The organism is Desulfovibrio desulfuricans (assembly GCF_024460775.1).
GTDB lineage: Bacteria > Desulfobacterota > Desulfovibrionia > Desulfovibrionales > Desulfovibrionaceae > Desulfovibrio > Desulfovibrio desulfuricans_E.
The window spans coordinates 365,061-385,493 of the sequence record NZ_JANFYZ010000001.1; the positions used below are offsets into that span (position 1 = coordinate 365,061).

18 protein-coding genes and 1 pseudogene are annotated in these 20,433 nt (G+C 56.3%); 11 read left to right on the forward strand and 8 right to left on the reverse strand.

Annotation, left to right across the window (positions count from 1 at the left end):
• The first annotated feature begins 25 nt into the window (after positions 1-25).
• From NE637_RS01495 to NE637_RS01510, 4 genes are read left to right on the forward strand one after another with little or no spacing between them, the layout of a single operon-like run.
• Positions 26-634 (forward strand): class I SAM-dependent methyltransferase, encoded by a 609-nt coding sequence (locus tag NE637_RS01495; protein WP_227118397.1) that lies wholly within the window; start codon positions 26-28, stop codon positions 632-634.
• A 12-nt stretch (positions 635-646) separates the two neighbouring features.
• A complete protein-coding gene (locus NE637_RS01500; RefSeq protein WP_227118398.1) occupies positions 647-1,468 on the forward strand; it encodes a metal ABC transporter substrate-binding protein in 822 nt (273 codons plus the stop codon).
• Positions 1,465-2,241: an ABC transporter ATP-binding protein gene (locus NE637_RS01505; RefSeq protein WP_227118399.1), complete on the forward strand. Its 777-nt coding sequence runs from the start codon at positions 1,465-1,467 to the stop codon at positions 2,239-2,241. Before NE637_RS01500 ends, NE637_RS01505 begins: the two co-directional genes overlap by 4 nt.
• A gap of 39 nt (positions 2,242-2,280) precedes the next feature.
• On the forward strand, positions 2,281-3,135 hold the full coding sequence (locus NE637_RS01510; protein WP_227118400.1) for a metal ABC transporter permease: 855 nt from the start codon (positions 2,281-2,283) through the stop codon (positions 3,133-3,135).
• Here NE637_RS01510 and NE637_RS01515 read toward each other — a convergent pair.
• Positions 3,132-3,995 (reverse strand): energy transducer TonB, encoded by an 864-nt coding sequence (locus tag NE637_RS01515; protein WP_227118401.1) that lies wholly within the window; start codon positions 3,993-3,995, stop codon positions 3,132-3,134. The genes NE637_RS01510 and NE637_RS01515 overlap by 4 nt on opposite strands.
• A 569-nt stretch (positions 3,996-4,564) precedes the next feature.
• Here NE637_RS01515 and NE637_RS01520 point away from each other — a divergent pair.
• From NE637_RS01520 to NE637_RS01545, 6 genes are all read left to right on the forward strand, one after another.
• On the forward strand, positions 4,565-6,682 hold the full coding sequence (locus NE637_RS01520; protein WP_256267560.1) for a methyl-accepting chemotaxis protein: 2,118 nt from the start codon (positions 4,565-4,567) through the stop codon (positions 6,680-6,682).
• Between the two features lie 129 nt (positions 6,683-6,811).
• Complete coding sequence (locus NE637_RS01525; protein WP_275161332.1) at positions 6,812-7,912, forward strand: hydrogenase small subunit; 1,101 nt, start codon at positions 6,812-6,814, stop codon at positions 7,910-7,912.
• 11 nt (positions 7,913-7,923) lie between these two features.
• A complete protein-coding gene (locus tag NE637_RS01530; protein ID WP_192111848.1) occupies positions 7,924-9,738 on the forward strand; it encodes a nickel-dependent hydrogenase large subunit in 1,815 nt (604 codons plus the stop codon).
• Between the two features lie 51 nt (positions 9,739-9,789).
• Positions 9,790-10,494: a Ni/Fe-hydrogenase, b-type cytochrome subunit gene (cybH, locus tag NE637_RS01535; RefSeq protein WP_192111849.1), complete on the forward strand. Its 705-nt coding sequence runs from the start codon at positions 9,790-9,792 to the stop codon at positions 10,492-10,494.
• A 125-nt stretch (positions 10,495-10,619) separates the two neighbouring features.
• Entirely contained in the window at positions 10,620-11,153 is a 534-nt protein-coding gene (gene hybD, locus NE637_RS01540; protein WP_227117858.1) for a HyaD/HybD family hydrogenase maturation endopeptidase, read from the forward strand.
• Between the two features lie 206 nt (positions 11,154-11,359).
• The gene (locus tag NE637_RS01545) at positions 11,360-11,812 is read left to right on the forward strand and encodes an acyl-CoA thioesterase (protein WP_227117860.1); all 453 of its coding nucleotides are present in this window, start codon (positions 11,360-11,362) and stop codon (positions 11,810-11,812) included.
• A 71-nt stretch (positions 11,813-11,883) separates the two neighbouring features.
• Here NE637_RS01545 and lolA read toward each other — a convergent pair whose 3' ends face one another.
• The 3 genes and pseudogenes from lolA to efp all read right to left on the reverse strand — a co-directional run bounded on the left by lolA (position 11,884) and on the right by efp (position 15,685).
• A complete protein-coding gene (lolA, locus tag NE637_RS01550; protein WP_227117862.1) occupies positions 11,884-12,555 on the reverse strand; it encodes an outer membrane lipoprotein periplasmic chaperone LolA in 672 nt (223 codons plus the stop codon).
• Between the two features lie 40 nt (positions 12,556-12,595).
• Positions 12,596-15,121, reverse strand: a pseudogene (locus NE637_RS01555) (DNA translocase FtsK); the annotation flags it as partial.
• 6 nt (positions 15,122-15,127) lie between these two features.
• Complete coding sequence (gene efp / locus NE637_RS01560) at positions 15,128-15,685, reverse strand: elongation factor P (protein WP_022658729.1); 558 nt, start codon at positions 15,683-15,685, stop codon at positions 15,128-15,130.
• A 186-nt stretch (positions 15,686-15,871) separates the two neighbouring features.
• On the opposite strand from efp, the gene yihA reads away from it, so the two are divergent.
• Positions 15,872-16,540, forward strand: coding sequence for a ribosome biogenesis GTP-binding protein YihA/YsxC (yihA, locus tag NE637_RS01565; RefSeq protein WP_192111851.1), 669 nt, complete (start codon positions 15,872-15,874; stop codon positions 16,538-16,540).
• Between the two features lie 205 nt (positions 16,541-16,745).
• Here the strand turns inward: yihA and NE637_RS01570 are convergent, their stop codons facing one another.
• The 4 genes from NE637_RS01570 to trxA form a co-directional block, all read right to left on the reverse strand.
• A complete protein-coding gene (locus NE637_RS01570; protein ID WP_227117864.1) occupies positions 16,746-18,203 on the reverse strand; it encodes a cation diffusion facilitator family transporter in 1,458 nt (485 codons plus the stop codon).
• 178 nt (positions 18,204-18,381) lie between these two features.
• The gene (locus NE637_RS01575) at positions 18,382-19,113 is read right to left on the reverse strand and encodes an outer membrane protein assembly factor BamD (RefSeq protein WP_192111853.1); all 732 of its coding nucleotides are present in this window, start codon (positions 19,111-19,113) and stop codon (positions 18,382-18,384) included.
• A complete protein-coding gene (trxB, locus tag NE637_RS01580; protein WP_022658724.1) occupies positions 19,106-20,032 on the reverse strand; it encodes a thioredoxin-disulfide reductase in 927 nt (308 codons plus the stop codon). The genes NE637_RS01575 and trxB overlap by 8 nt, the downstream gene beginning before the upstream one ends.
• On the reverse strand, positions 20,029-20,352 hold the full coding sequence (trxA, locus tag NE637_RS01585; RefSeq protein ID WP_192111854.1) for a thioredoxin: 324 nt from the start codon (positions 20,350-20,352) through the stop codon (positions 20,029-20,031). Before trxA ends, trxB begins: the two co-directional genes overlap by 4 nt.
• Between the last annotated feature and the right edge of the window lie 81 nt (positions 20,353-20,433).

Consider the following 20,433-nt stretch of genomic DNA (forward strand, 5'->3'; position numbering starts at 1 on the left):
GGGCGGCGCTTTTTCAGGAGGCAGCATGAGCAAAAACTCTGCACAACACGCTGAAAGAGAAGAATTTTTCAACGCGCACGCCACCGGATGGGAAGCCCGCAACTATCCGCCGGAAAAACTCAGGCAGGTTGACCACTTGGTTCAGGGGCTGCCCCTGGCGCATGCCCGTGTTATTCTGGATGTGGGCTGCGGCGAAGGTGTGCTGCAGCCTTTTTTGCAAAAACATGCCCAGACCGATGCGGCATTCCTGGCGCTCGACCCTTCCGCAGCAATGCTCAAATGTCTTTCCGCGCGCTTTCCTCATGTGCATACATATCAGGCGGCGGCAGAATGCATGCCCCTGCCGGACGCCAGCGTGGACATGGTTATCTGTTTTTCCGCCTTTCCGCACGTGGCGGACAAAAAAGCCGCGGCTCGCGAGTTTTATCGCGTTCTGCGCCCCGCTGGCCGGGCCTATGTGCTGCACATAGATGGCCGTGAAAAACTCAATCAGCTTCATGACAGCCACCATGCCGTTGAGGGCGATCATCTGCCCTGCCCCACGGGCATGCGCATCATCTTTTCCGAGGCTGGCTTTACGAACATTGAGGCCAGTGAAGGGCCAGACCACTTCCACTTTTGCGCTATAAAATAGCTGGGATACGCCATGAAAAAATTTTCCGCCCTTCTGTGGCTTGCCCTGGTTCTCATTCCCCTTTCCGCAACTGCGGCGGAACCGCTGCGCGTTGTGGCCGGAACTTCGCTTATTTCGGATATTGTTGCCGACCTGACAGAAGGTAAAAGCGAAACGCTCACCCTGATCCAGGGTTCAAGTTGCCCTGGTCATGAGAATGCCAGCACCGGGGATTATGTTTTTGCCGCCAAGGCAAAGCTGCTGCTCGTCCACCCGTTTCAGCGCCATCTGCAGCAGGTCGATGCCATGCTCCAGGCTGTGGGCAACCCTCTGCTTGCTATTGTTGAAGTAAGCCCGCGTGGCAGCTGGCTCATACCCGATATACAAAAGCAGGCTGTGCGGGAAATTGCGGCGGCGCTTGAAGGCGCGGCCCCTGAGCTTGCGCCGGTTATCAGGCGGAGGATGCTGCAACGGCTGCAAAAGATTGACGCCATTGCTGCAGAATGCCGCTCGGCGCTTGCTGCCACGCAGGGATTGCCTGTTATCGCAGCATACATGCAGGCAGAATTTGTAAAATGGGCGGGCTTTGACGTGATCCGCTCCTTTGGCAGGGCTGAAGACGTTAATGCGCGCGGGCTGGCTGAAATTTTGAGCGCAGTCAAAGACAGCCCAGTGGCGGGTGTGGTGGATAATTATCAGAGCGGGCCGGACGCGGGGCTACCGCTGGCGCTGGAGCTTGGGGTGACGCATGTGGTGCTTTCCAATTTTCCCGGCTCCAGCAACGACGCGCCGGACTATTTCAGCCTGTTGCGCCGTAACGTGGCGCAATTGCAAACCATAAAGGCAAAGCCGTGACCCCGTGCCTGGCCGAACTGCGCAACGTCAGCGTTCACTACGGCAAGCGATGCATCCTGAACGGCATAAACCTGCGCATCGAAAAGGGTGATTTCTGGACGCTCATCGGCCCTAACGGCGCAGGCAAGTCCACTCTGATGGGCCTTTTTAACGGGCTTACGCCACACAATGGCGGCACCGTGTATTTCAAAGGTAAAAGTGTAAGCCCAGACATGCTGGGCGAGGTACGCCGTCAGGTGGCGCATGTTTTTCAGGCTACCGACCTTGATCCCAAAATGCCGCTTTCTGTCTTCGCCTCCGTGCTCAGCGGCACCTATGGGCGGCTGGGACTTTTTCGCTGGCCGGGAAAGAAAGAAAAAAATCTTGCCATGCAATCACTTGAAGTCGTTGGCCTTGCGCACCTGGCCCAGCGGCCTATCGGGCATCTTTCTGGAGGCGAAAGGCAGCGGGTGGCGCTTGCCCGCGCCCTGGCGCAGGAGCCGGAACTGCTGCTGCTTGACGAACCCACAGCCGCGCTTGACTGGCGCGCGCAGCGGGATATCTGCAATGCTGTTGCCACACTGCGTGAAGCATTCAACCTCACTGTCGTCATGGTTACGCATGACCTCAACGCTGTGTTTGCGCTGGCTCAAAAGGTTGCCATGCTGCGGGCTGGCGGCATGCTCTGGCAGGGCGACGTGCAGGATGCCGTCAATGCTGAGCTCTTGAGCAGACTGTACGATGTGCCCATTCAGGTAGCGCACAGCGGCGAGCGCATGGCGGCCTTGTTTTAATCAGGGCGGCCCGGTACGACAAATTACTGCGGGTGAAATATGGATGACTTTTTTCAGTACGCTTTTTTGCAAAGGGCCTTGCTTATGGCCTTGCTTGGCGGTTCTGTCTGCGGGGCAATGGGCGTCTTTGTGGTGTTGTGGCGCATGAGTCTGGTGGGGATGTGCGTTTCGCACGCCGCCTTTGCCGGGGCGCTGCTTGCCCTATGGCTTGGCGCGCCGCCGCTGGCTGGTGGGCTTGCAGCCAGCCTTGGGGCTGCCTCTGCTGTGGGGCCGCTTGCTGAAAAACCCGGATTCAGCCTTGATACCGCCATGGGTGTTGTCTTTGCGGTGGTGATGAGCCTGGCCATGCTGGCTTTGGGCCTCATGCCCGGCGCACGGACAGAAGGCCTCAGCCTCATATGGGGGAGCCTGCTCACGGTAACACGCTTTGACCTGCAACTCATGGCCGCAACGGCCTTGCTTCTGTTTGGCTTTGTTTTTCTGTTTTTCAAGGAGATCGAGGCAATCATGGGGCAAAGGCATGCGGCGGTAGCTGCGGGGATTCCCGTCAAGGGCATCTACTATGCCTGCCTCATTTTGATGGGGCTGGTGGTGGCTTGTGCCCTCAAGGCCATCGGCGGCTTATTGATCTATGCGCTTATTGTTACACCAGCAGCCACGGCATTGCAGATCACCTATCGCCTGAGCCGCATGTTTCTGCTGGCCGCCCTGTTCGGCGCGGTGGCTTCCGTTGCGGGCCTGTGGCTTTCATTCCATTGGGCTGTGCCGCCGGGGGCCGTTATTGTGCTGGTTTCTTCCGCCATACTTGTTGCAGCCATGATCTTTTCGCCCAAGAAGACATGCCGGAGCGAACAGACATCTCCTGTCGAGAGAGCAATCAGGCCTGATCACTAAAGCCCCTTGAGCACAAAGAGCATGGGAATACGCACCACACAGGGGATAGCTTTACCCTCCCGCTGGGCAGGCTTGAACGATGACGACTGCACACAGGCCAGCGCCGCATCGGCAAAATCTTCATGATCAGCCTGCAACACGCGGGCGCGGAGCAGCTTGCCCTGCATATCAAGATAGGCTTCCACAACCGCCTTTCCTTCAAGGTTACGGCGTTGGGCAGCGCGGGGGTACCGCAATGGAGCCTGCCGTAAAAATCGTGGCCCGCCCTGAGCATTCCAGGGCATAACCTGCGGGTGGGGGGAACCATCCCCCTGCACAGCGCCCGTGGCCTGCTCCAAAGGGCCAGAGCCGCTGCTGGCAGAGCCTTGACCGCCATCACCGCCAGATTGAACTGGCAGGCCGGTTTGGGCAGACTGCCCCGAGGCTGTGGTTACCTGCTGGGGCTTTGGCTGGGCCGATTGCTCCTGCCTGTATTGCGAGGGCTGCGCCTTGTGGTTGCCAGCGGGCCTTTCTGCCTGCTTCGGCTTGACAGAATGCTTTTTTACAGGAACAGCCGCCTCAGCCACCGTTTGCTCGGCTTTTGCTGCTGTTTCTGTCATTGGCGGCGTAACTGAGACATCCTCAGTCATGCCGCCCGCAGCCTGTGCCTGCAGCCCCACCTCTCCTGCCAATGAACTCCCCACACCTGCCAGACTGACCATCACTGCCCCGCCAGACTGAACCGGAAGATACCGGGGCAAGGCGTAGGCCCCTGCAAGCAGGCATGCCGCGAGCACAGCGTGCAGAATGGCGGAATACCCCAACCAGCGGACAAACAAACGTTTGCTGCGCCGAGGCGGCGGGTAATCAAACGGCAACACGGGAACCTCCGGGACAGTACAGGTCAGGAAGATATAAAATTTGACTGCAATTCTGGCCCAAATTGTGAACACGAACTTCTAAATCATAACACGAAGAGTAGTAGTACAAAAAAAATAAATATGCCACTACCACCCCTTGCGCCATACCTCCCAATCCAAACCAGCTCGGGCTATTCGAAAATTATATTTTTTTATACTTAAAAATAAGAGTGTTAATGTATTAAAAATAAATTGATAGCGATAAACACTATATCTTACTTATTATTACCCAGCTATCTACTATCACTAACTGACTAACCAAATGCGAAATAGAAAACTATAACTATTTAAAATATAATAATATATTCAATTTATATTAAATTATTTAATACTAACAGCAACTTGATTGATACTCTCTCAACAACGTTATTGTCTTTTGCTTTAATTATGCTACTACAAACGTTAAATCCTTTGGAAATATCGCAATACAGTTATTACATGCAATTATTAGCTTGCTATATAGATGCCATAGAACGCAAGCGCATCACCCGCAAATTGAGTAAGACAACCGTTTTAAGGAGGAAGCCACCATGCTTGCCGATCTCAAGATTGCCCGAAAACTCAGTCTTCTGCTCGTATTGCCCATGGCGACTTTTCTCTTCGTTGTTTCTGCGGAAAACATTCAACGCTGGAAGACGATAGACCACCTTAAAGCCATAGAACGCTCGCTGGTTGTCAGCCTCTCTGCTGGTGAACTTATCCACGAGCTGCAAAAAGAGCGTGGTTACACGGCTGGATTCCTGGGCAGCAAGGGCAAAAGGTTTTCTTCTGAACTGGCGGAACAGACAGATAAATCCAATTCAGCCTATAAAAACTTTACTGCTGTACTTGCTGGCGCGGATAGTCTGGAAAATGACTCTCTTGCCAGAATATTTGCTGCATCCACCCAAAACTTTACAGACCTTTCTACAACCAGAAGCGCTGCCAGGGACGCCCGCATTGATGCCCTTCAGGCCATTGCAGCGTACAATATCAGTATCAATGAACTGATCGCTGCGATTTCTGAACTGAACGCCCGCGCCGACCTTGCCTTCACATCAATCATTCAGCTTTTGCACGGCAAGGAGATTGCCGGGCAGGAGCGTGCCACGCTCAACGCCGCCTTTTCTGCCGGAACCTTCAGCAAACAGCTCTACCGCGACTGGCTCTACAGGGTCAGCTCACAAAACACCTATCTGAGTTCGTTTGCGGAACTGGGCGGCAAGGCAGCGCTAAACCTGCTGCAAAGCAAAATGCAATCTGTTGATGAAGAAGTGACGCGATTCCGCGATACTGCCTACGCCAACCTTGAAAAATCCAGCCTGGAGGCTGATCCGCAGCAATGGTTTGCAGCGTCCACGCGCCGCATCGACAAGCTGATGGAAGTGGAAAAAGCTTGGGGAGATCAATTGCTTGGAAACGCTCGCGAAGAAGTGCGTCTGGCCCAGAGGAGCCTCTTGATCGCTGTTTCTGCCGCGCTTCTGGTGGCCTTTTTCACCATTCTGCTGGGTTGGAGAATCTGCATCACTATTGGAAGGCCAGTGCGCAGCACCCTGCGCTACGCCCAAGGCATCACGCACGGGGATTTTGATTCGGTTCTGACAGTCAAACAGAATGACGAGATCGGCGGCCTTGCCGATGTGCTGCGCGAAATGGTCACCCGCCTGAAAGAACAGATTCAGACGGCCCAACAACAGCATGCCCTTGCTGATGAACGCGGCAACCTGGCGGAACAGTGCAGAATAACAGCCGAGCAGGCAGAAAAAGAAGCAACTACAAGAGCCAGCACCCTTGCAACGGCTGTAGACAAAATTCACGGCGTTGTGGAATCGCTTAATCTCGCCCTCAACAACCTTGAGGAACAGGTGCGCATTTCTACGCAAGGCGCAACCAGCCAGTCCAACAGGCTTGATACCACAACCAGCGCCATGCAGGAAATGAGCACCACTGTCATTGAAGTTGCAAAAAATGCTGCGGATGCCGCCCAAACGGCAGATAATTCACACACCAAGGCAAGCGAAGGCTCCACAGTTGTTGAAAATGTCATCTCTGCAATCGCTCAGGTGCAAGAGCAGTCCAACAAGATGAAGGTCGATATGGGCCTGCTCGGTCAGCAGGCCGAGGGCATTGGGCAAGTCCTGGATGTCATCAGTGATATTGCCGACCAGACCAACCTTTTGGCGCTCAATGCTGCCATTGAGGCTGCGCGCGCAGGCGATGCAGGCCGGGGTTTTGCCGTGGTTGCGGACGAAGTGCGCAAGCTGGCCGAAAAAACCATGACAGCGACCAAGGAGGTGGGAGAAGCCATCCATGCGGTTCAGGGCGGAACACGCAAACATATCTCGCACGTGGAGCAGTCCGCTGCAACCATTGAGCAGGTCACGGTTCTGGCCCGGCAGTCTGGCGAAGCATTGCAGGCTCTTGTGCAACTGGCAAACGCCTCTACCATTCAGGCCCAATCCATCGCCACAGCTTCCGAAGAACAGTCCGCCTCCAGCGAAACCATCCACAGCAGCCTTGAAGATATCAATCAGCTTGCCCTTAACACCGCAAACGCCATGGATCAGGCGACCTCAGTTCTCAACGAACTGCGCACGCAGACCGACATTCTGGTCGGCGTTATGGCGGATTTAAAAAGTACCGGCATCAAGAAATCTGTTTTGATGTAAGGAGGTCAGCCAGGGTACATTTGAAATCTTGTACTTTCAACAGTATACAGGCGCAAGGAGTACTGATATCTATTAACTGTGTCGTTTATCCATCAACCACCCTGCAACCATGTTCTTCTCGAGGTACTTATGGCTCATCTCGAAACTACTGAACAAGCCTTGCGTAATCGTGGTGTCAGCCGTCGAGATTTCATGAAATTCTGTGCGCTCACAGCCGTTGCCATGGGCCTTGGCCCCGGAGCGGATCTGGCAATCGCACAGGCATTGTCAACCAAACCGCGTGTCCCCGTGCTCTGGATTAACGGTCTTTCCTGTTCCTGCTGCACTGAATCTTTTTTGCGCACAGCCCATCCGCTGGCGACAGATATTGTGCTCTCGATGATCACAATGGACTATCAGGACACCATCATGGCCGCCGCTGGCGATCAGGCCAATGCCGCCTATGAAGAGGCCATCAAGAAGTACAGGGGCCAGTATATTCTTGCTGTTGAAGGCAACGTGCCACTCAACGGTCAGGGCATGTACTGCATTGATGCTGGCAAGCCCTTCTACGAAAAGCTCAAGGAAGGCGTGGAGCATGCCAAGGCCCTTGTGGCCTGGGGAACCTGCGCCTCATGGGGCTGCGTGCAGGCGGCTCACCCCAACCCCACGGGCGCTACCCCGCTGCACAAACTCTTTCCCAACAAACCGCAGATCAAGGTTCCCGGCTGCCCGGCCATCCCTGAGGTCATGAGTTCAATCCTGACCTACATTATCACTTACGACCGCCTTCCCACCCTCGATTCGCAGGGCAGGCCGGAAATGTTTTACGGCAAGCGCGTGCACGACCACTGCTACCGCAGGGCCCATTTTGACGCGGGTGAATATGTGGAATCGTGGGACGATGCGGGCGCGCGCGCTGGCCTGTGCCTGTACAAGATGGGCTGCAAAGGCCCCACCACCTACAACGCCTGCCCTTCCACACGCTGGAACAACGGTGTCTCCTTTCCCATTCAGTCCGGGCATGGCTGCATAGGCTGCTCGGAACAGAACTTCTGGGATCAGGGCTCGTTTTATGACCGCATCACCACCATTCCGCATCTCGGCACCAACGCAACGGCTGAAACCGTGGGCGTTGCCGCTGTGGCGGGCGTGGCTGCGGGTGTTGCCGTGCACGGCGTTGCCAGTATGGTGCGCCACGCAGGTAGCAAGAACACCAAGAACTCCTCCGACACCGACTCCAAAAACTGAGGAAATACCCCATGGCATACGAATACACTACATCTCAGGGTTATGCCGTTAAGGACTCGGGCCGCCGCGTGGTTGTAGACCCCGTTACCCGTATTGAAGGGCACCTGCGTTGCGAGGTGAACCTTGACGACAGCAACGTCATCACCAATGCGGTTTCGTGCGGCACCATTTTCAGAGGTATTGAAATCATCCTCAAAGGCCGCGACCCGCGCGACGCCTGGGCCTTTGTTGAACGCATCTGCGGCGTTTGCACGGGTACGCATGCCCTTTCCTCCGTGCATGCGGTGGAGGATGCGCTTGGTATAGAAATTCCTGACAACGCCAATATTATCCGCAATATCATGCACCTGTGCCTCATGTACCATGACCATCTGGTGCATCTGTACCATCTTGCGGGCCTTGACTGGGTGGACGTTGTGTCTGCCGCCAAGGCTGATCCCAAGGCAACGTCGGAGCTTTCGCACAAGCTCACCCCCTGGCCCAATTCCTCGCCGGGCTACTTCAAATCCATCAAGGATCGCCTCAACCGCGTGATTGAATCGGGCCAACTGGGCATTTTCACCAACGGCTACTGGGGGCACCCTGCCTACAAGCTGCCGCCCGAAGCCAACCTGCTGGTGGTGGCCCATTATCTGGAAGCCCTGGATTTCCAGAAAGACATGGTGCAGATCCACACCATCTTTGGCGGCAAAAATCCGCACCCCAACTGGCTGGTGGGCGGCGTGCCCTGCTCGTTGAACCTCGACGCGCACGGCGCTGCCGACGTTATCAATCAGGAACGTCTGGAACTGGTGTTGCAACTTATTGAGCGTTGCCGTGATTTTGCCCAACAGGTTGTCATACCCGACACCCTTGCGCTGGCGGCCTTCTATAAAGACTGGCTGAACATAGGCGGCGGGCTTTCCAAGCTTTCCGTGCTTGCTTACGGCGCTATCCCCGACATCGCCAATGACTACTCTGAAAAAAGCCTGCTGCTGCCCCCTGGGGCCATCATCAACGGCAACTTCAACGAAGTGCTGCCCGTTGACCTGCGCAATCCTGACGAAATTCAAGAAAGCGTGTCCCACTCCTGGTACAAGCCGTACCCCGGCGGCAAAACCGGTCTGCACCCCTTTGACGGCATGACCGAACCCAACTACGCCCCCGGCCCCAATATCAAGGGCACGCCCACTGACCTCAAGCAGGTGGACGAGCGCGACAGGTATTCGTGGATCAAAACTCCGCTCTGGCGTGGGCATCAGATGGAAGTGGGCCCCCTGGCGCGCCTGCTGGTGGGCTATGCCAGGAAGGACACCGAGATCAAGGGCCTCATTGATGAATTCCTTGGTCAGGCCAAGGCGCCGGTTTCTGTGCTGCAATCCACCCTTGGCCGCATTGCGGCCCGCTCGCTGGAACTGGCATGGTCTGCCGACAAAATGCGCTACTTCTACGACAAGCTTGTGGCCAACCTCAAAAACGGCAACCGCGCAACAGCCAACACCAAGCTGTGGAAGCCTGAAAGCTGGCCCACCGGCACCCTGCGCGGCGTTGGCTTTACGGAAGCTCCGCGCGGCGCTCTCGGGCACTGGGTCACCATCAAGGACAGGAAGATCGAGAACTACCAGTGCGTTGTTCCCACCACCTGGAACGGTGCGCCCCGCAGCCCCGATGGACAGCTCAGCGCCTACGAGGCCTCGCTCATGGGTACCAAGATGGCGGTTCCCAACCAGCCCCTTGAAATCCTGCGCACCCTGCACAGCTTTGACCCCTGCCTGGCCTGCTCCACGCACATCATCGGGCCGGACGGATCAGAGCTCATATCGGTGCGGACAGACAACTGCTTCTAGCGTTCGGGCAATCCGAGACGCGGAATACAAGCCTTCCGCCGGGAGAACGTCATGAGCGAACAACATCTGCTGCCGCAACTGCCTATGGGCAAGAGCATATACGTTTATCAACTGCCCATTCGCATCTGGCATTGGGTTATGGTTGCCTGTGTCATTGTGCTTATTGTCACTGGCTACATTATCGGCAAACCCTGGCTTTCCGTCACTGGTGAGCCGTACGAAACCTTTTACATGGGCTACACCCGTATGGCCCACTTTATTGCGGGCTTTGTGCTGATCATTTCAACAGTGCTGCGTTACATATACGGCCTTGTGTGGGGCAACCGCTATTCGCGCGAGCTTATCATAGTGCCGGTGTGGAGCAAGGACTGGTGGAACGACCTGTGGCAGGACGTGCGCTGGTACCTGTTCCTGAACAAGGAATGCGCCGCGCATGTGGGGCATAATCCGCTGGCGCAGCTGGGCATGGGCACGGGCATGATCTTCATGCTTGTCATCATGCTTACGGGCCTTGGCATGTACGCGCAGGACAGCCACGTGCCGTTTATCCACTTCTTCACCTTTGTGCAGGACTGGATAAACAACTGGTTTGGCGGCAACGGGCAAATGACCCGCAGCTTGCACCGATTGGGCATGCTGCTGCTCATTACCTTTGTGACCGTGCACCTGTACATGGTCATACGCGAAGAAATCATGGGCAAGACCACCCTGGTTTCATCCATGTTTAGCGGATTCCGCGAACGCCGCAAGCCATAACCTGAGGTAGCCTGAGAGTAGCGTGAGGCGGCCCATCCGGGCCGCCAAACAGATATAACAAAACACGCCAGCGTGGTTGCGCCGCCAAAGGCGGCACTACTGCCGCAAAGGTGCACGGAAATCTCATGGAACAGATCGTCATTCTTGGTCTTGGCAATATTCTGTACGGCGATGAAGGCGTTGGCGTACTTTTGGCGCAACGGCTTTACGCCCATTGGGATTTTCCTGAAAACGTGGAAGTTGTGGACGGCGGCACCCAGGGGCAGACCTTGCTGACCTTTGTGGAACGGGCCGACAAACTGCTGGTGCTGGATGCGGTTGATTTTGGGCTGGAACCGGGCGAGCTGGTGCTGCGCGACAACGTGCCGGCATACCTGACAGCGCAAAAGATCGGCCCGCACCAGAACAGCTTTTCGGAAGTGATGGGCCTTGCCGCCCTGCGCGGCACAGCCCCGGAGCACTGCGCCCTCATTGGCGTGCAACCGGCGGCCATGACGCTGGCAGCTCCTCTGTCCACTCCGGTCAGCGAAAGTTTTGAAGCAGCCCAAAGCATGGCGCTGGATGTACTGCGGCAATGGGGCATTGACCCTCAGTTGCGGGCGCAGCCGCGCCACCTTTCCGCAGCGGTGCTCGACAGTCTTGTTCAGGGTTGCGTGTAGGGCACCCAAAAAACAGCAGGTCGAGGGGCAGCGAGCATGCAACAAAAGGCTTGCCTGACTGCAAGGCAAAACGTGCCCTGACAAATCTGTAGCAACCTGTTCTTATCAACCAGAAGACACGCGGGCAAAATTAACGCAAGCCCGCGTGTCTTTTATTTTTTACCTGCAAGGGGTATGGTCTGCGCCATCACAAATGCGGAGGACATATGGCCCGGATCAACATATATACGCAGCAGATCACGGTTGGGCAGGATGATATCGACATGCAGCACCGCGTCAGCAACCTGCGCTATGTGGCCTGGATGCAGGATGTGGCTGTTGCGCATTCCGCCGTTTGCGGCTGGCCTATGGAGAGGTACGACAGCATTGGCCAGGGCTGGGTGGTGCGCCAGCACACCATCACTTACAAGCGCCCGGCCTTTCTGGGTGATGTGATTACAGCCGCCACATGGATTGCATCCTACGCTTCGCGCCGCAGCCTGCGCCGCTATGCCTTCTGGAATGCAAAGGAAAAAGCCCTCCTTGCCGAGGCGGAAACCCAGTGGGTCTTCATTGATATGACCAGCGGCAAACCTGTCAGTGTGCCGGACGAGCTGCAGGATTCTTTTCCCATAGTAGACGAAGACGCGCCGGGCGTTTTCCGGCGCTTGTGCGTGTAGCCTTCCCATAAATACAGCAAAAGGCCGTGGAGTTTCGAACTCCACGGCCTTTTTGTTGAGTCGTAATCAGCTTATTTAAAGAGTTCCTTTTCCTGCACCTTGCGGTCAATGCGGTCTTCAACCTCAACGCCCTTGGGCGCGGTAAAGGTGAAGTCAGATTCCTTCAACGAGGTGTCGGGCTTGAACTGCGTAAAGTGCACGTCGTTGGAATTGCCGTAAAAGTCAATGATGCTGGCCCTGCGGATATAGCCGGTGGAAGGCTCGACCCACAGAAGCGCCTCAACCATCTGCGGGGCTGGTTCCTTGGGGTAAAGGTGCAGCTTGGCGAGGCCGTTTTCCTGCCCGGCTTCCTTGACGTCAAAATCCTTGGTCAGCGCGGCTTGCCCGGTGATGACCTGAATGATGGTGCGCGAATCGCGCACAAGTTCCAGAGGGTAGCGGTAGGCAATTTCTTCATCCGCAAGATAATCCCAAATTTCCTTATGCGTGACCACAAGGGTTTCTTCATGGGGTTTATCTGTCTGCCAGCGGATGAGCAGGGGCTTCTGGAACAGCAGGTTGCCCTGCCGTTTCTCCACCGAGCCGCTTTCCTTGTGGGTCAGCGTTTGCTCAAACGTGGCGGAAAACGTGCGCAGCTTTTCATACCGCGCCTGGATGGTCGCCGCTATATCCGCAGCCTGCGCGGCAGAAGCCACAAGAAGAACAAGCCCGGCTGCCAGGGCCAGCATGCCATTTATGCGCATAACACCTCCACGGCTAAAGCCGCCAGTTGTGCTGTTTGATTTATTTGACCACAGCGCGCGGCTTGCTGCCGTCTGCCGGGCCGATGATACCGTCGTGCTCGAGCTGTTCAACCAGACGCGCGGCGCGGTTAAAACCGATCTTGAAGCGGCGCTGCACCAGCGATATGGATGCGCGCCCCTGCTCGCTCACAAAGGCCTGCACCTCGCCGTACAGGGGATCCTGCGCGGCATCGCCGCCACCGCCGCTACCGCCGCCGCTCACAGAGTCCAGCCCCCACTGGGCAAAGTCCACCTTGTAGGAGGGGCTGAGCTGCCGCTTCCAGTAGGCCACTACGCCCTGCACTTCTTCATCGCTGAGGAAGGGGCCGTGCAGACGCTGCAAGCGCCCCCCGCTGGGCTTGAAGAGCATGTCGCCACGACCAAGCAGATGCTCCGCACCCACCTGGTCAAGGATGGTGCGCGAATCGTGCTTGGACGTAACCTGAAAGGATATGCGGCACGGAAAGTTCGCCTTGATAAGCCCTGTCACCACGTCCACACTGGGGCGCTGGGTGGCAAGGATCATGTGAATACCGGCGGCGCGGGCCAGCTGCGCAAGGCGCACAATGCTGGTTTCCACCTCGCGGGCAGCGGTCATCATGAGGTCTGCCAGTTCGTCAATAACAATGACAAGATAAGGCAGAGGTTCAAGGTCGGCAAAATCCGGGGGCAGATCATTCTTGCAGGCGGCCAGCTTCTGATTGAATCCGGCCACATTGCGCACGCCAAGGCGCGCCATTGCTTCGTAACGGCGATCCATCTCGTGCACGGCCCAGTCAAGGGCGTTCTTGGCCTCATTCATTTCCGTGACCACAGGATGCACCAGATGCGGTTCATCCGCATACACGGCCATTTCAATGCGCTTGGGGTCAACCAGCAGCAACTGCATATCCTTGGGCTGGGTGCGGTACAACAGGCTGATAAGAATGCCGTTAAGGCAGACGCTCTTGCCCGCGCCCGTAGCGCCAGCCACAAGCAGATGCGGCATACGCGTGAGATCGGCCATGATGGGCTTGCCCGAAATGTCCTTGCCAAGAATCATGGTCAGAGGGCCACAACCCTTGCGGAAAGGCTCAGAAGCGGCAAGTTCCCTGAAGTTCACGGTTTCGCGGTTGTCGTTGGGTATTTCAATACCCACCGTGTCCGTACCGGGAATGGGTGCCTGGATGCGCACGGCAACGGCCTTGAGGGCCAGCGCCAGGTCATCGCTGAGGTTGGCGATGCGGCTCACACGGATGCCGGGGGCCGGGCGCACCTCATACATGGTGACCACAGGCCCAGGCGTGACATGCACAAGCTCGCTCTGGATGTCAAAATCCTTGAGGCAGGCAATAAGGGCCTTGCCACGTGCCTCGCGGTCTTCCTTATTGTTGTTGCCCGGCACTTTGACAGGCGGGGCCAACAGTTCAAGCCCCGGCAGCGGAATAGCGGCCTTGCGGCCTGTCATGCCAGAAAGCAGCCCGGTCAGACCGCCCTGCTTTTTGGGGGCTTCGGCAGCAGTGGCGGCAGCACTTGCAGCCTTGCCGCCAGCATTCGGGGCAGAAGCGGCAGGCGAAGCAGCATGCACCGTGTCATCCTGAGCCAAATCATGGGCCGCATCATGCGCAGGATCATGGGCCGGGGCAGTGCCCCCCCTCTCGTCAGCATAGGCCGCGCCAGCAGAAACAGCGGGAGAAATGGGCATGCCGTTGATGTCTACCGCCACGGCAAAGGGATCATCAGCATCCACTTGTGCTGCCGGGCGGGGTGCCGCTGGCTCATTTGCCTGCGGTCGGGCCGCTTTGGTCTTTTGTTCTTCAAAAACATCTGGCAGCGAGTCAGCCGTGGGCTGAATATTGCCAAGGCGGTCGCGCCAGCGCTTCCAGAATTCCATGGACGGCAGGCGCAGATCAAGCAGCGACCAACGCCGCTTGCCGTCTTCGCTTTCCGGTTGGCTTTCTGCAACAACAGGCCCGGTTGCGTTGCCAGCACGGGCGGCAAGCCGCGCCTGCGCCCAGTGCAGCACACGCGCCGCCACATTGAACCATGAGATATTGCCCGCAAGCTGCATGCCCACAAGCGCCACAAATATCCACACCAGGGCAGAACCGCCCGGGCTCAGATATCGGCTGGCATTGAGGTGCAGGGCATTGCCCACCATGCCGCCGCCCCACATGTCGCCAAGGGTGATATCCGAGGCGGAGCCTATGACAAGCAGGCAGACGGTGAGCAAAAAGAAGCCAAGCCAGCGCGACCAGTGCAGACTGTACGAAGGAGAAACGTAGGCCGCCCCCAGCGCACCGAAAACCAGTGGGCAGAGATAGGCGGCCACGCCAAACACATCGTTAAGAAAACCCGCAGTGTACGCGCCGAAAAGACCAGCCTTGTTCTTTACCTTGACAACACCGCTGACCACATGGTTAAGGCTGGGATCGTTGGCGTCAAAACTGAGCAGGCTGAGCAAAAGCAACAGCGCCCAGAAGATAAGAAAAAGGCCAAGAAGCTCGCGGCTGAATTTATGGGCGTCCGTAGGGCTACCCTCCCGAACCGGTCATCATTCCCGGCCCAGGTATTCCTTGGTGCGCGTGTCAACCTTGATGCGATCGCCTTCGTTGACAAAAATGGGCACCTGAACCGAAATACCGGTTTCAAGCTTGGCAGCCTTGGTGACGTTGCTGACAGTGTCACCCTTGGCGCCGGGCTCGGTTTCAACAACCGCAAGCACGAGGCTCAGCGGGATGTCGATATCAAGGGGGCTGCCCTTGTACAGCAGCACGCGGCATTCCTGACCGTCCTTGAGAAAGCCTTCCTTGCCATCAGTGGTGGTGATGTGCATCTGGAGCTGTTCGTAGGTGGTCATATCCATGAAGATAAGGTCGTCGTCCTGACGATACAGAAACTGCATGTCGCGGGTTTCCAGATCGGGCTTGTTGACCTTTTCGCCGGAGCGGAAGGTTATATCCTGCATGCGGCCAGTAAGGATGTTGCGCAGCTTGGTACGAACCATAGCGCCACCCTTGCCGGGCTTGAAATGCTGAAAATCAACGATTTCGTAAGGGGTGCCTTCGACTTCGATCTTCAGACCCTTGCGAAAGTCTGTGGTAGAATACATTTGTCCTCCTAACATGTCGCCGCAAAATGGCGCAAACGGGCGTAAGGCCGATCATTTGCCAACTGCGGCAAGAGCGGCTACCTTAATACGGAAGTTGGCTGAAAATGTCAGCCCTGAATTGAAAATATTTGCTGAAAGATGCTTGCTTGTCAAGACACAAAGTTAAAGTATCACATGAGGTTTACTATGAATCCCGTTCTTACTCTTGAAACTACAGCCTATACTCTTGAGCAGCTCATATCACTGCCCGAGGCGCAGATAGCCCTTGCGGGGCGCTCCAATGTGGGTAAATCGTCGCTTATCAACGCGCTGGCTGGCCGCAAAAAACTGGCAAAAGTCAGCTCCACCCCCGGCAAAACCCGCTCGGTGAATTATTACCGCGTGACACCCCATGACTTTTATCTCGTTGACCTGCCGGGCTACGGCTATGCCCGCGCAAGCCATACAGAACGCGAAAAATGGGCGCGCCTGCTTGAACGGTACCTTGTGGAATGCGCAAGCCTCAAGGCCTTGGCCCTGCTGCTCGACAGCCGCCTTGAACCCCAGAAGCTCGACAAAAATCTGGCTTCCTTTGCCCGTACCAACGGCCTGAATATTGTGCCCGTGCTGACCAAGGCAGACAAGTGCAGCCAGCGTGAGCGCGCTAACCGCCAGAATGAATGGCAGGAGCTGCTCGGCACCCGCCCCATCGTCACGTCTTCCAGCAACCGTTACGGCATTGATAACCTCTGGCGCGCGCTCGTTGAAACAGCGGTTCCCCAGCGCGTTACTCCCGACACGCTCAATGCCGCTGACGCGGAAGCTGAGTCACAGAGCGGCACTACTCCTGAGCAGGAGCCGCAGGAGCAGGCTTAAAGCCAGAATTGGTCACAGCAGGAATATCTGTCGGCTCCGCTTTTTTCAAAGCCCGCGTACAGAGCGGAATCTCCCCAAAAGCAAAAGGATTACGGCGCTGATCACAACAGCGCCGTAATCAGGGCTAATACCGGACCCAGCTGCACTCAAACGGACTGTGCGCAGCGAGTTTTAAATCCGCATGCCGCCAAGTACGCTAAGGCTGTTATGCCGCTGGGGTATTTGACACAACCGCCGGTTCCATGTGGATGCTCAGACGCCCCAGTTGAGGCACAGCGGCACGAATGCGCTTTTCAAGGCGCGTGCAGACGTTGTGCGCCTCTTCCACAGACAGCCCCACACTCACATTACAGTGGAATGAAATGCAGACCCCCTGCTCCGGCAGCACATAGGTAGAAAACTTGTGCGGCATGGCCGCCAGAGGCTCATTTTCCACCGCGGCCTTGATTTCACGCCAGGCCATCTCTGAAAAAGGCACAGAAACCGAAGCGCCCGGCTCCAGCGCAGCGCTTGGGGCCTTGGGTTCCATGTGGCTGACAATTTCAACACCCGGCAAGGCCTCCCGCAGCGTGTCCTCAAAAGCCTTGACCCGCGCGTACGCCCGGTCAAAGGGCATCTGTCCCGGCAGCTCAACGTGCAGCTCAATATGGCAGGTGCTGTCAGCGCTCAAGATATGCACGTCATGAACCGCAAGGCCATGCTCAGATGCGGCAACCTGCACCAGGGCAAAGGGGTTGTTTTCATCAATGCGGCACGATTTGCGGGGTTCAACGTGCACGGTCACGTCCGCACCGGGCAGAACGCCTGCAACGGCTTCCTCAGCCTCATGCGCGAAGCGGTGCCCATCGCTGACCTTCAAGCCCGGCGCTACGCCCACAGTCAAATCCACAAAACTCTGGGGTCCACTGGTGCGCACACGCACCCGCCTGACCTCGGAAATGCCCGCGATCTTTCGCACGGCTACCACAATGGCTTCGCTCGCCTGTGATGAAGCAGAATCCATCAGCATATTCACGGCATCCGAGGCCATATGCATGCTCGCCCGAAAAATAATCGCAGCCACTAGCAGGGCCGCCACCGTATCTGCCTGCGAAAGCACGCGGCTTATGGGCGCAGGCAGTTGCAGGGCCTGCGCAAGCCATACAGCCAGCACGCCCACAAGCACCACGGCAGAAGAAAGAATATCTGTGGAAAAATGCAGGGCATCAGCCTCTAGAGCCTGACTGTTGAAATTTTTGGCCACCCGCCGCAAAACGCGTACCCGGTTGATGTCAACAGCCATGGAAATAGCCATGACGCCAACACCCCAGAGCGAAGGCACAACAGGACTTGAGCCTGAAGCGAGGCGCTGAACGCCCTCATAAACAACCCACGCGCAGGTAGCGAACAAAAGCACCGTCTGTGCAAGAGCCGAGAGGTTTTCGGCCTTGCCATGCCCGTAAGGATGCCGAGAATCAGCAGGCTTGGCTGAAATTCTCACCGCAGCAAGGGTGAGCGCTGCCGCCAGCAGATCAAGCCCGCTGTGCAAGGCTTCAGACAATATGCCAAGGCTGTTGGTATACAAGCCGACCGCAAGCTTGATGCTGGTAAGCCCCAATGCCGCGAGCAGCGACAACATGGCTGCGCGACTTTTTTCGCTGGCGCCGTTATCCATAACGTTCATAGTACGGTTCCTACAGAAGGATTAATATACGGAATTTGAGAGGTTGGCGCGCGAAAGGCGCTGATTGCAAGCGTAGTCAGAAAAGTGCAGGGGGTTATGTGTCACAAACCGGCTGTTTTTTGCAAAACAGCCGGTTTGTATTAATCTGACAACCTTCAGGAATAACAGTTACGGATTGTTACAGCCAAGTAAACCACCGCTTCCAGCTGCCTTCACGCTTTTCGCGAACTTCCTGCGACTGCGCTTCACGGTAATTGTGATAAGCAGCGAGGCTCTTTTCCTTGGCATGATCGGCAACTTCAGGCACATCCTTGAAGTTTTTCATAATGTATTCATAACGATGCCAGGCCGGGCCGTACTTTTTCATGTGCCAGAACACGTCGGCAATATACAGTTCGTGTTCTGCCATGAGCTGACGGCACGTGCGCATGTGTTCTTCCGCGCTCTTGGAATAGGGAGAGTCGGGGAAGGTCTGGCGCAAGCGGTCAAAGTAGTCGTAAGCTTCCTTGAGTTCTGTGGTGGCCCTGTCGATGGAGCGGAACTGCTTCATGAGCGACATGCCTGTCTGGTACAGAACATAGGGAATAGCTTCGTGGCGAGGATGCAGCGACTCGAAATCCTTGTAGGTTTCGGCAGCAAGCTCATATTCCTCGTCAAGGAAGTAGGCATCTGCAAGCGACAGTTCCGCATCAACCGTGTACGGGCTGAAGGGATACGTATCGCGAAGTTTGTTGTACAGCTCCACGGCGCGCACGTAGTTTTTCTCACTCATGGCGTCGTTGGCGGCTTCAAAAACCTCCTGGGCGGTGTCTTCCGCCGGCGGCAGATAGATCATATCAATGATGCCGCAACCGGAAACCGCAAACATGCTTATGACAAGCAAAATGGAGCGAAGCAGTTTTTTATGCATGGAGCTGTTCCAAAAATACAAACGCCGCCTGCGCGGCAGTTGCGCCGTCACCGGCGGCAGTGATTACCTGACGACAAAGTTTGGAGCGAATATCACCGGCGGCAAAAACGCCCGGAATGCTGGTACGCATTTCCGTATCGGTGATAATGAAACCTTGTGCGTCACGTACGACCTCTGCGGGCAAAAAGCCGGTGGAGGGTTCATATCCCACGTAGACGAAAAGCCCGTCTACGGGCAAATGGCGTTCCTCTCCGGTCTTCAGTTCCTTAACCGTCAGACCTGTCAGCTCGTTTTCACCGTGCAAACGGCTCACAACGCTGCTGCGCAGGATCTCGATCTTGTCGCCATAGGCGTCAAGCTTATCCTGATAAATCTTGTGCCCGCGGAATTCATCGCGGCGATGGATAAGATAGAGCTTTCCCACAATCTTTGCAAGATAAAGCGACTCTTCCAACGCCGAATTACCACCGCCTACAACCGCCACGGTCTGATTGCGAAAGAAATTGCCGTCGCAGATGGCGCAATAGGAAACGCCATGGCCGCGCAGCCGATCTTCGCCCTCAAGCCCAAGCGGCTTGTGGTGCGCTCCGGAACAGACAATGACCGTCTTGCCGATGTAATCCACGCCGCCAGCGCGCACAGCAAAACGCCCAGCCGAACCGGTTACGGATTCAACAGAGGCAGCTTTCCGGTCAACATCAAGGCCGGTCAGGTGCGCTTCAAAAAGATCCGCCAGCTCGTAACCCTTGATGCCCTTGGGAAAACCGGGATAGTTTTCCATGGCCTCAGTTTGCAGAATCTGACCCCCCGCTGCCAGTTGCTCGGGCATAAGCACCGAGCAACCGGAGCGGGCCAGATACATTGCTGCCGTAATGCCAGCGGGGCCGCTGCCTATGACTACGGCATCATATTCTTTCATGCCAGAGCCTTTGTATCGATAAGGTCTTTCAGGGCAGCCTTGGTCACAGCACCTGTGATCTGCTCTACCGTTTCACCCTTTTTGAAAAGGACAAGAGTCGGGATAGCGCGGATGCCAAACTTGGTGGGCGTGGCCGGATTTTCGTCCACGTTCATTTTTACGACACGCACCTTGCCGTCATACTCAGTGGCCAGTTCGTCAATGATGGGGCCAACAGCGCGGCAAGGACCGCACCAGGGAGCCCAAAAATCGAGCAGAACCGGAAGATCGGACTTGAGCACAACGCTTTCAAAGGTGGCGTCAGTGACCTGTTCAGCCATAACTATCTCCTTACGTTGCTTTGTATCGCTCCACGGCCACTATTGGCCTGTGACGCGAACAGAAGCGCATTTAAAGTGTAT

Coding starts and splice junctions, on each gene's coding strand:
- trxA (WP_192111854.1), bottom strand. CDS start 20,352: ATGGCTGAACAGGTCACTGACGCCACCTTTGAAAGCGTTGTGCTCAAG.
- NE637_RS01530 (WP_192111848.1), top strand. CDS start 7,924: ATGGCATACGAATACACTACATCTCAGGGTTATGCCGTTAAGGACTCG.
- yihA (WP_192111851.1), top strand. CDS start 15,872: ATGAATCCCGTTCTTACTCTTGAAACTACAGCCTATACTCTTGAGCAG.
- NE637_RS01495 (WP_227118397.1), top strand. CDS start 26: ATGAGCAAAAACTCTGCACAACACGCTGAAAGAGAAGAATTTTTCAAC.
- NE637_RS01545 (WP_227117860.1), top strand. CDS start 11,360: ATGGCCCGGATCAACATATATACGCAGCAGATCACGGTTGGGCAGGAT.
- NE637_RS01510 (WP_227118400.1), top strand. CDS start 2,281: ATGGATGACTTTTTTCAGTACGCTTTTTTGCAAAGGGCCTTGCTTATG.
- NE637_RS01520 (WP_256267560.1), top strand. CDS start 4,565: ATGCTTGCCGATCTCAAGATTGCCCGAAAACTCAGTCTTCTGCTCGTA.
- NE637_RS01570 (WP_227117864.1), bottom strand. CDS start 18,203: ATGAACGTTATGGATAACGGCGCCAGCGAAAAAAGTCGCGCAGCCATG.
- NE637_RS01525 (WP_275161332.1), top strand. CDS start 6,812: ATGGCTCATCTCGAAACTACTGAACAAGCCTTGCGTAATCGTGGTGTC.
- cybH (WP_192111849.1), top strand. CDS start 9,790: ATGAGCGAACAACATCTGCTGCCGCAACTGCCTATGGGCAAGAGCATA.
- hybD (WP_227117858.1), top strand. CDS start 10,620: ATGGAACAGATCGTCATTCTTGGTCTTGGCAATATTCTGTACGGCGAT.
- NE637_RS01500 (WP_227118398.1), top strand. CDS start 647: ATGAAAAAATTTTCCGCCCTTCTGTGGCTTGCCCTGGTTCTCATTCCC.
- efp (WP_022658729.1), bottom strand. CDS start 15,685: ATGTATTCTACCACAGACTTTCGCAAGGGTCTGAAGATCGAAGTCGAA.
- trxB (WP_022658724.1), bottom strand. CDS start 20,032: ATGAAAGAATATGATGCCGTAGTCATAGGCAGCGGCCCCGCTGGCATT.
- NE637_RS01575 (WP_192111853.1), bottom strand. CDS start 19,113: ATGCATAAAAAACTGCTTCGCTCCATTTTGCTTGTCATAAGCATGTTT.
- lolA (WP_227117862.1), bottom strand. CDS start 12,555: ATGCGCATAAATGGCATGCTGGCCCTGGCAGCCGGGCTTGTTCTTCTT.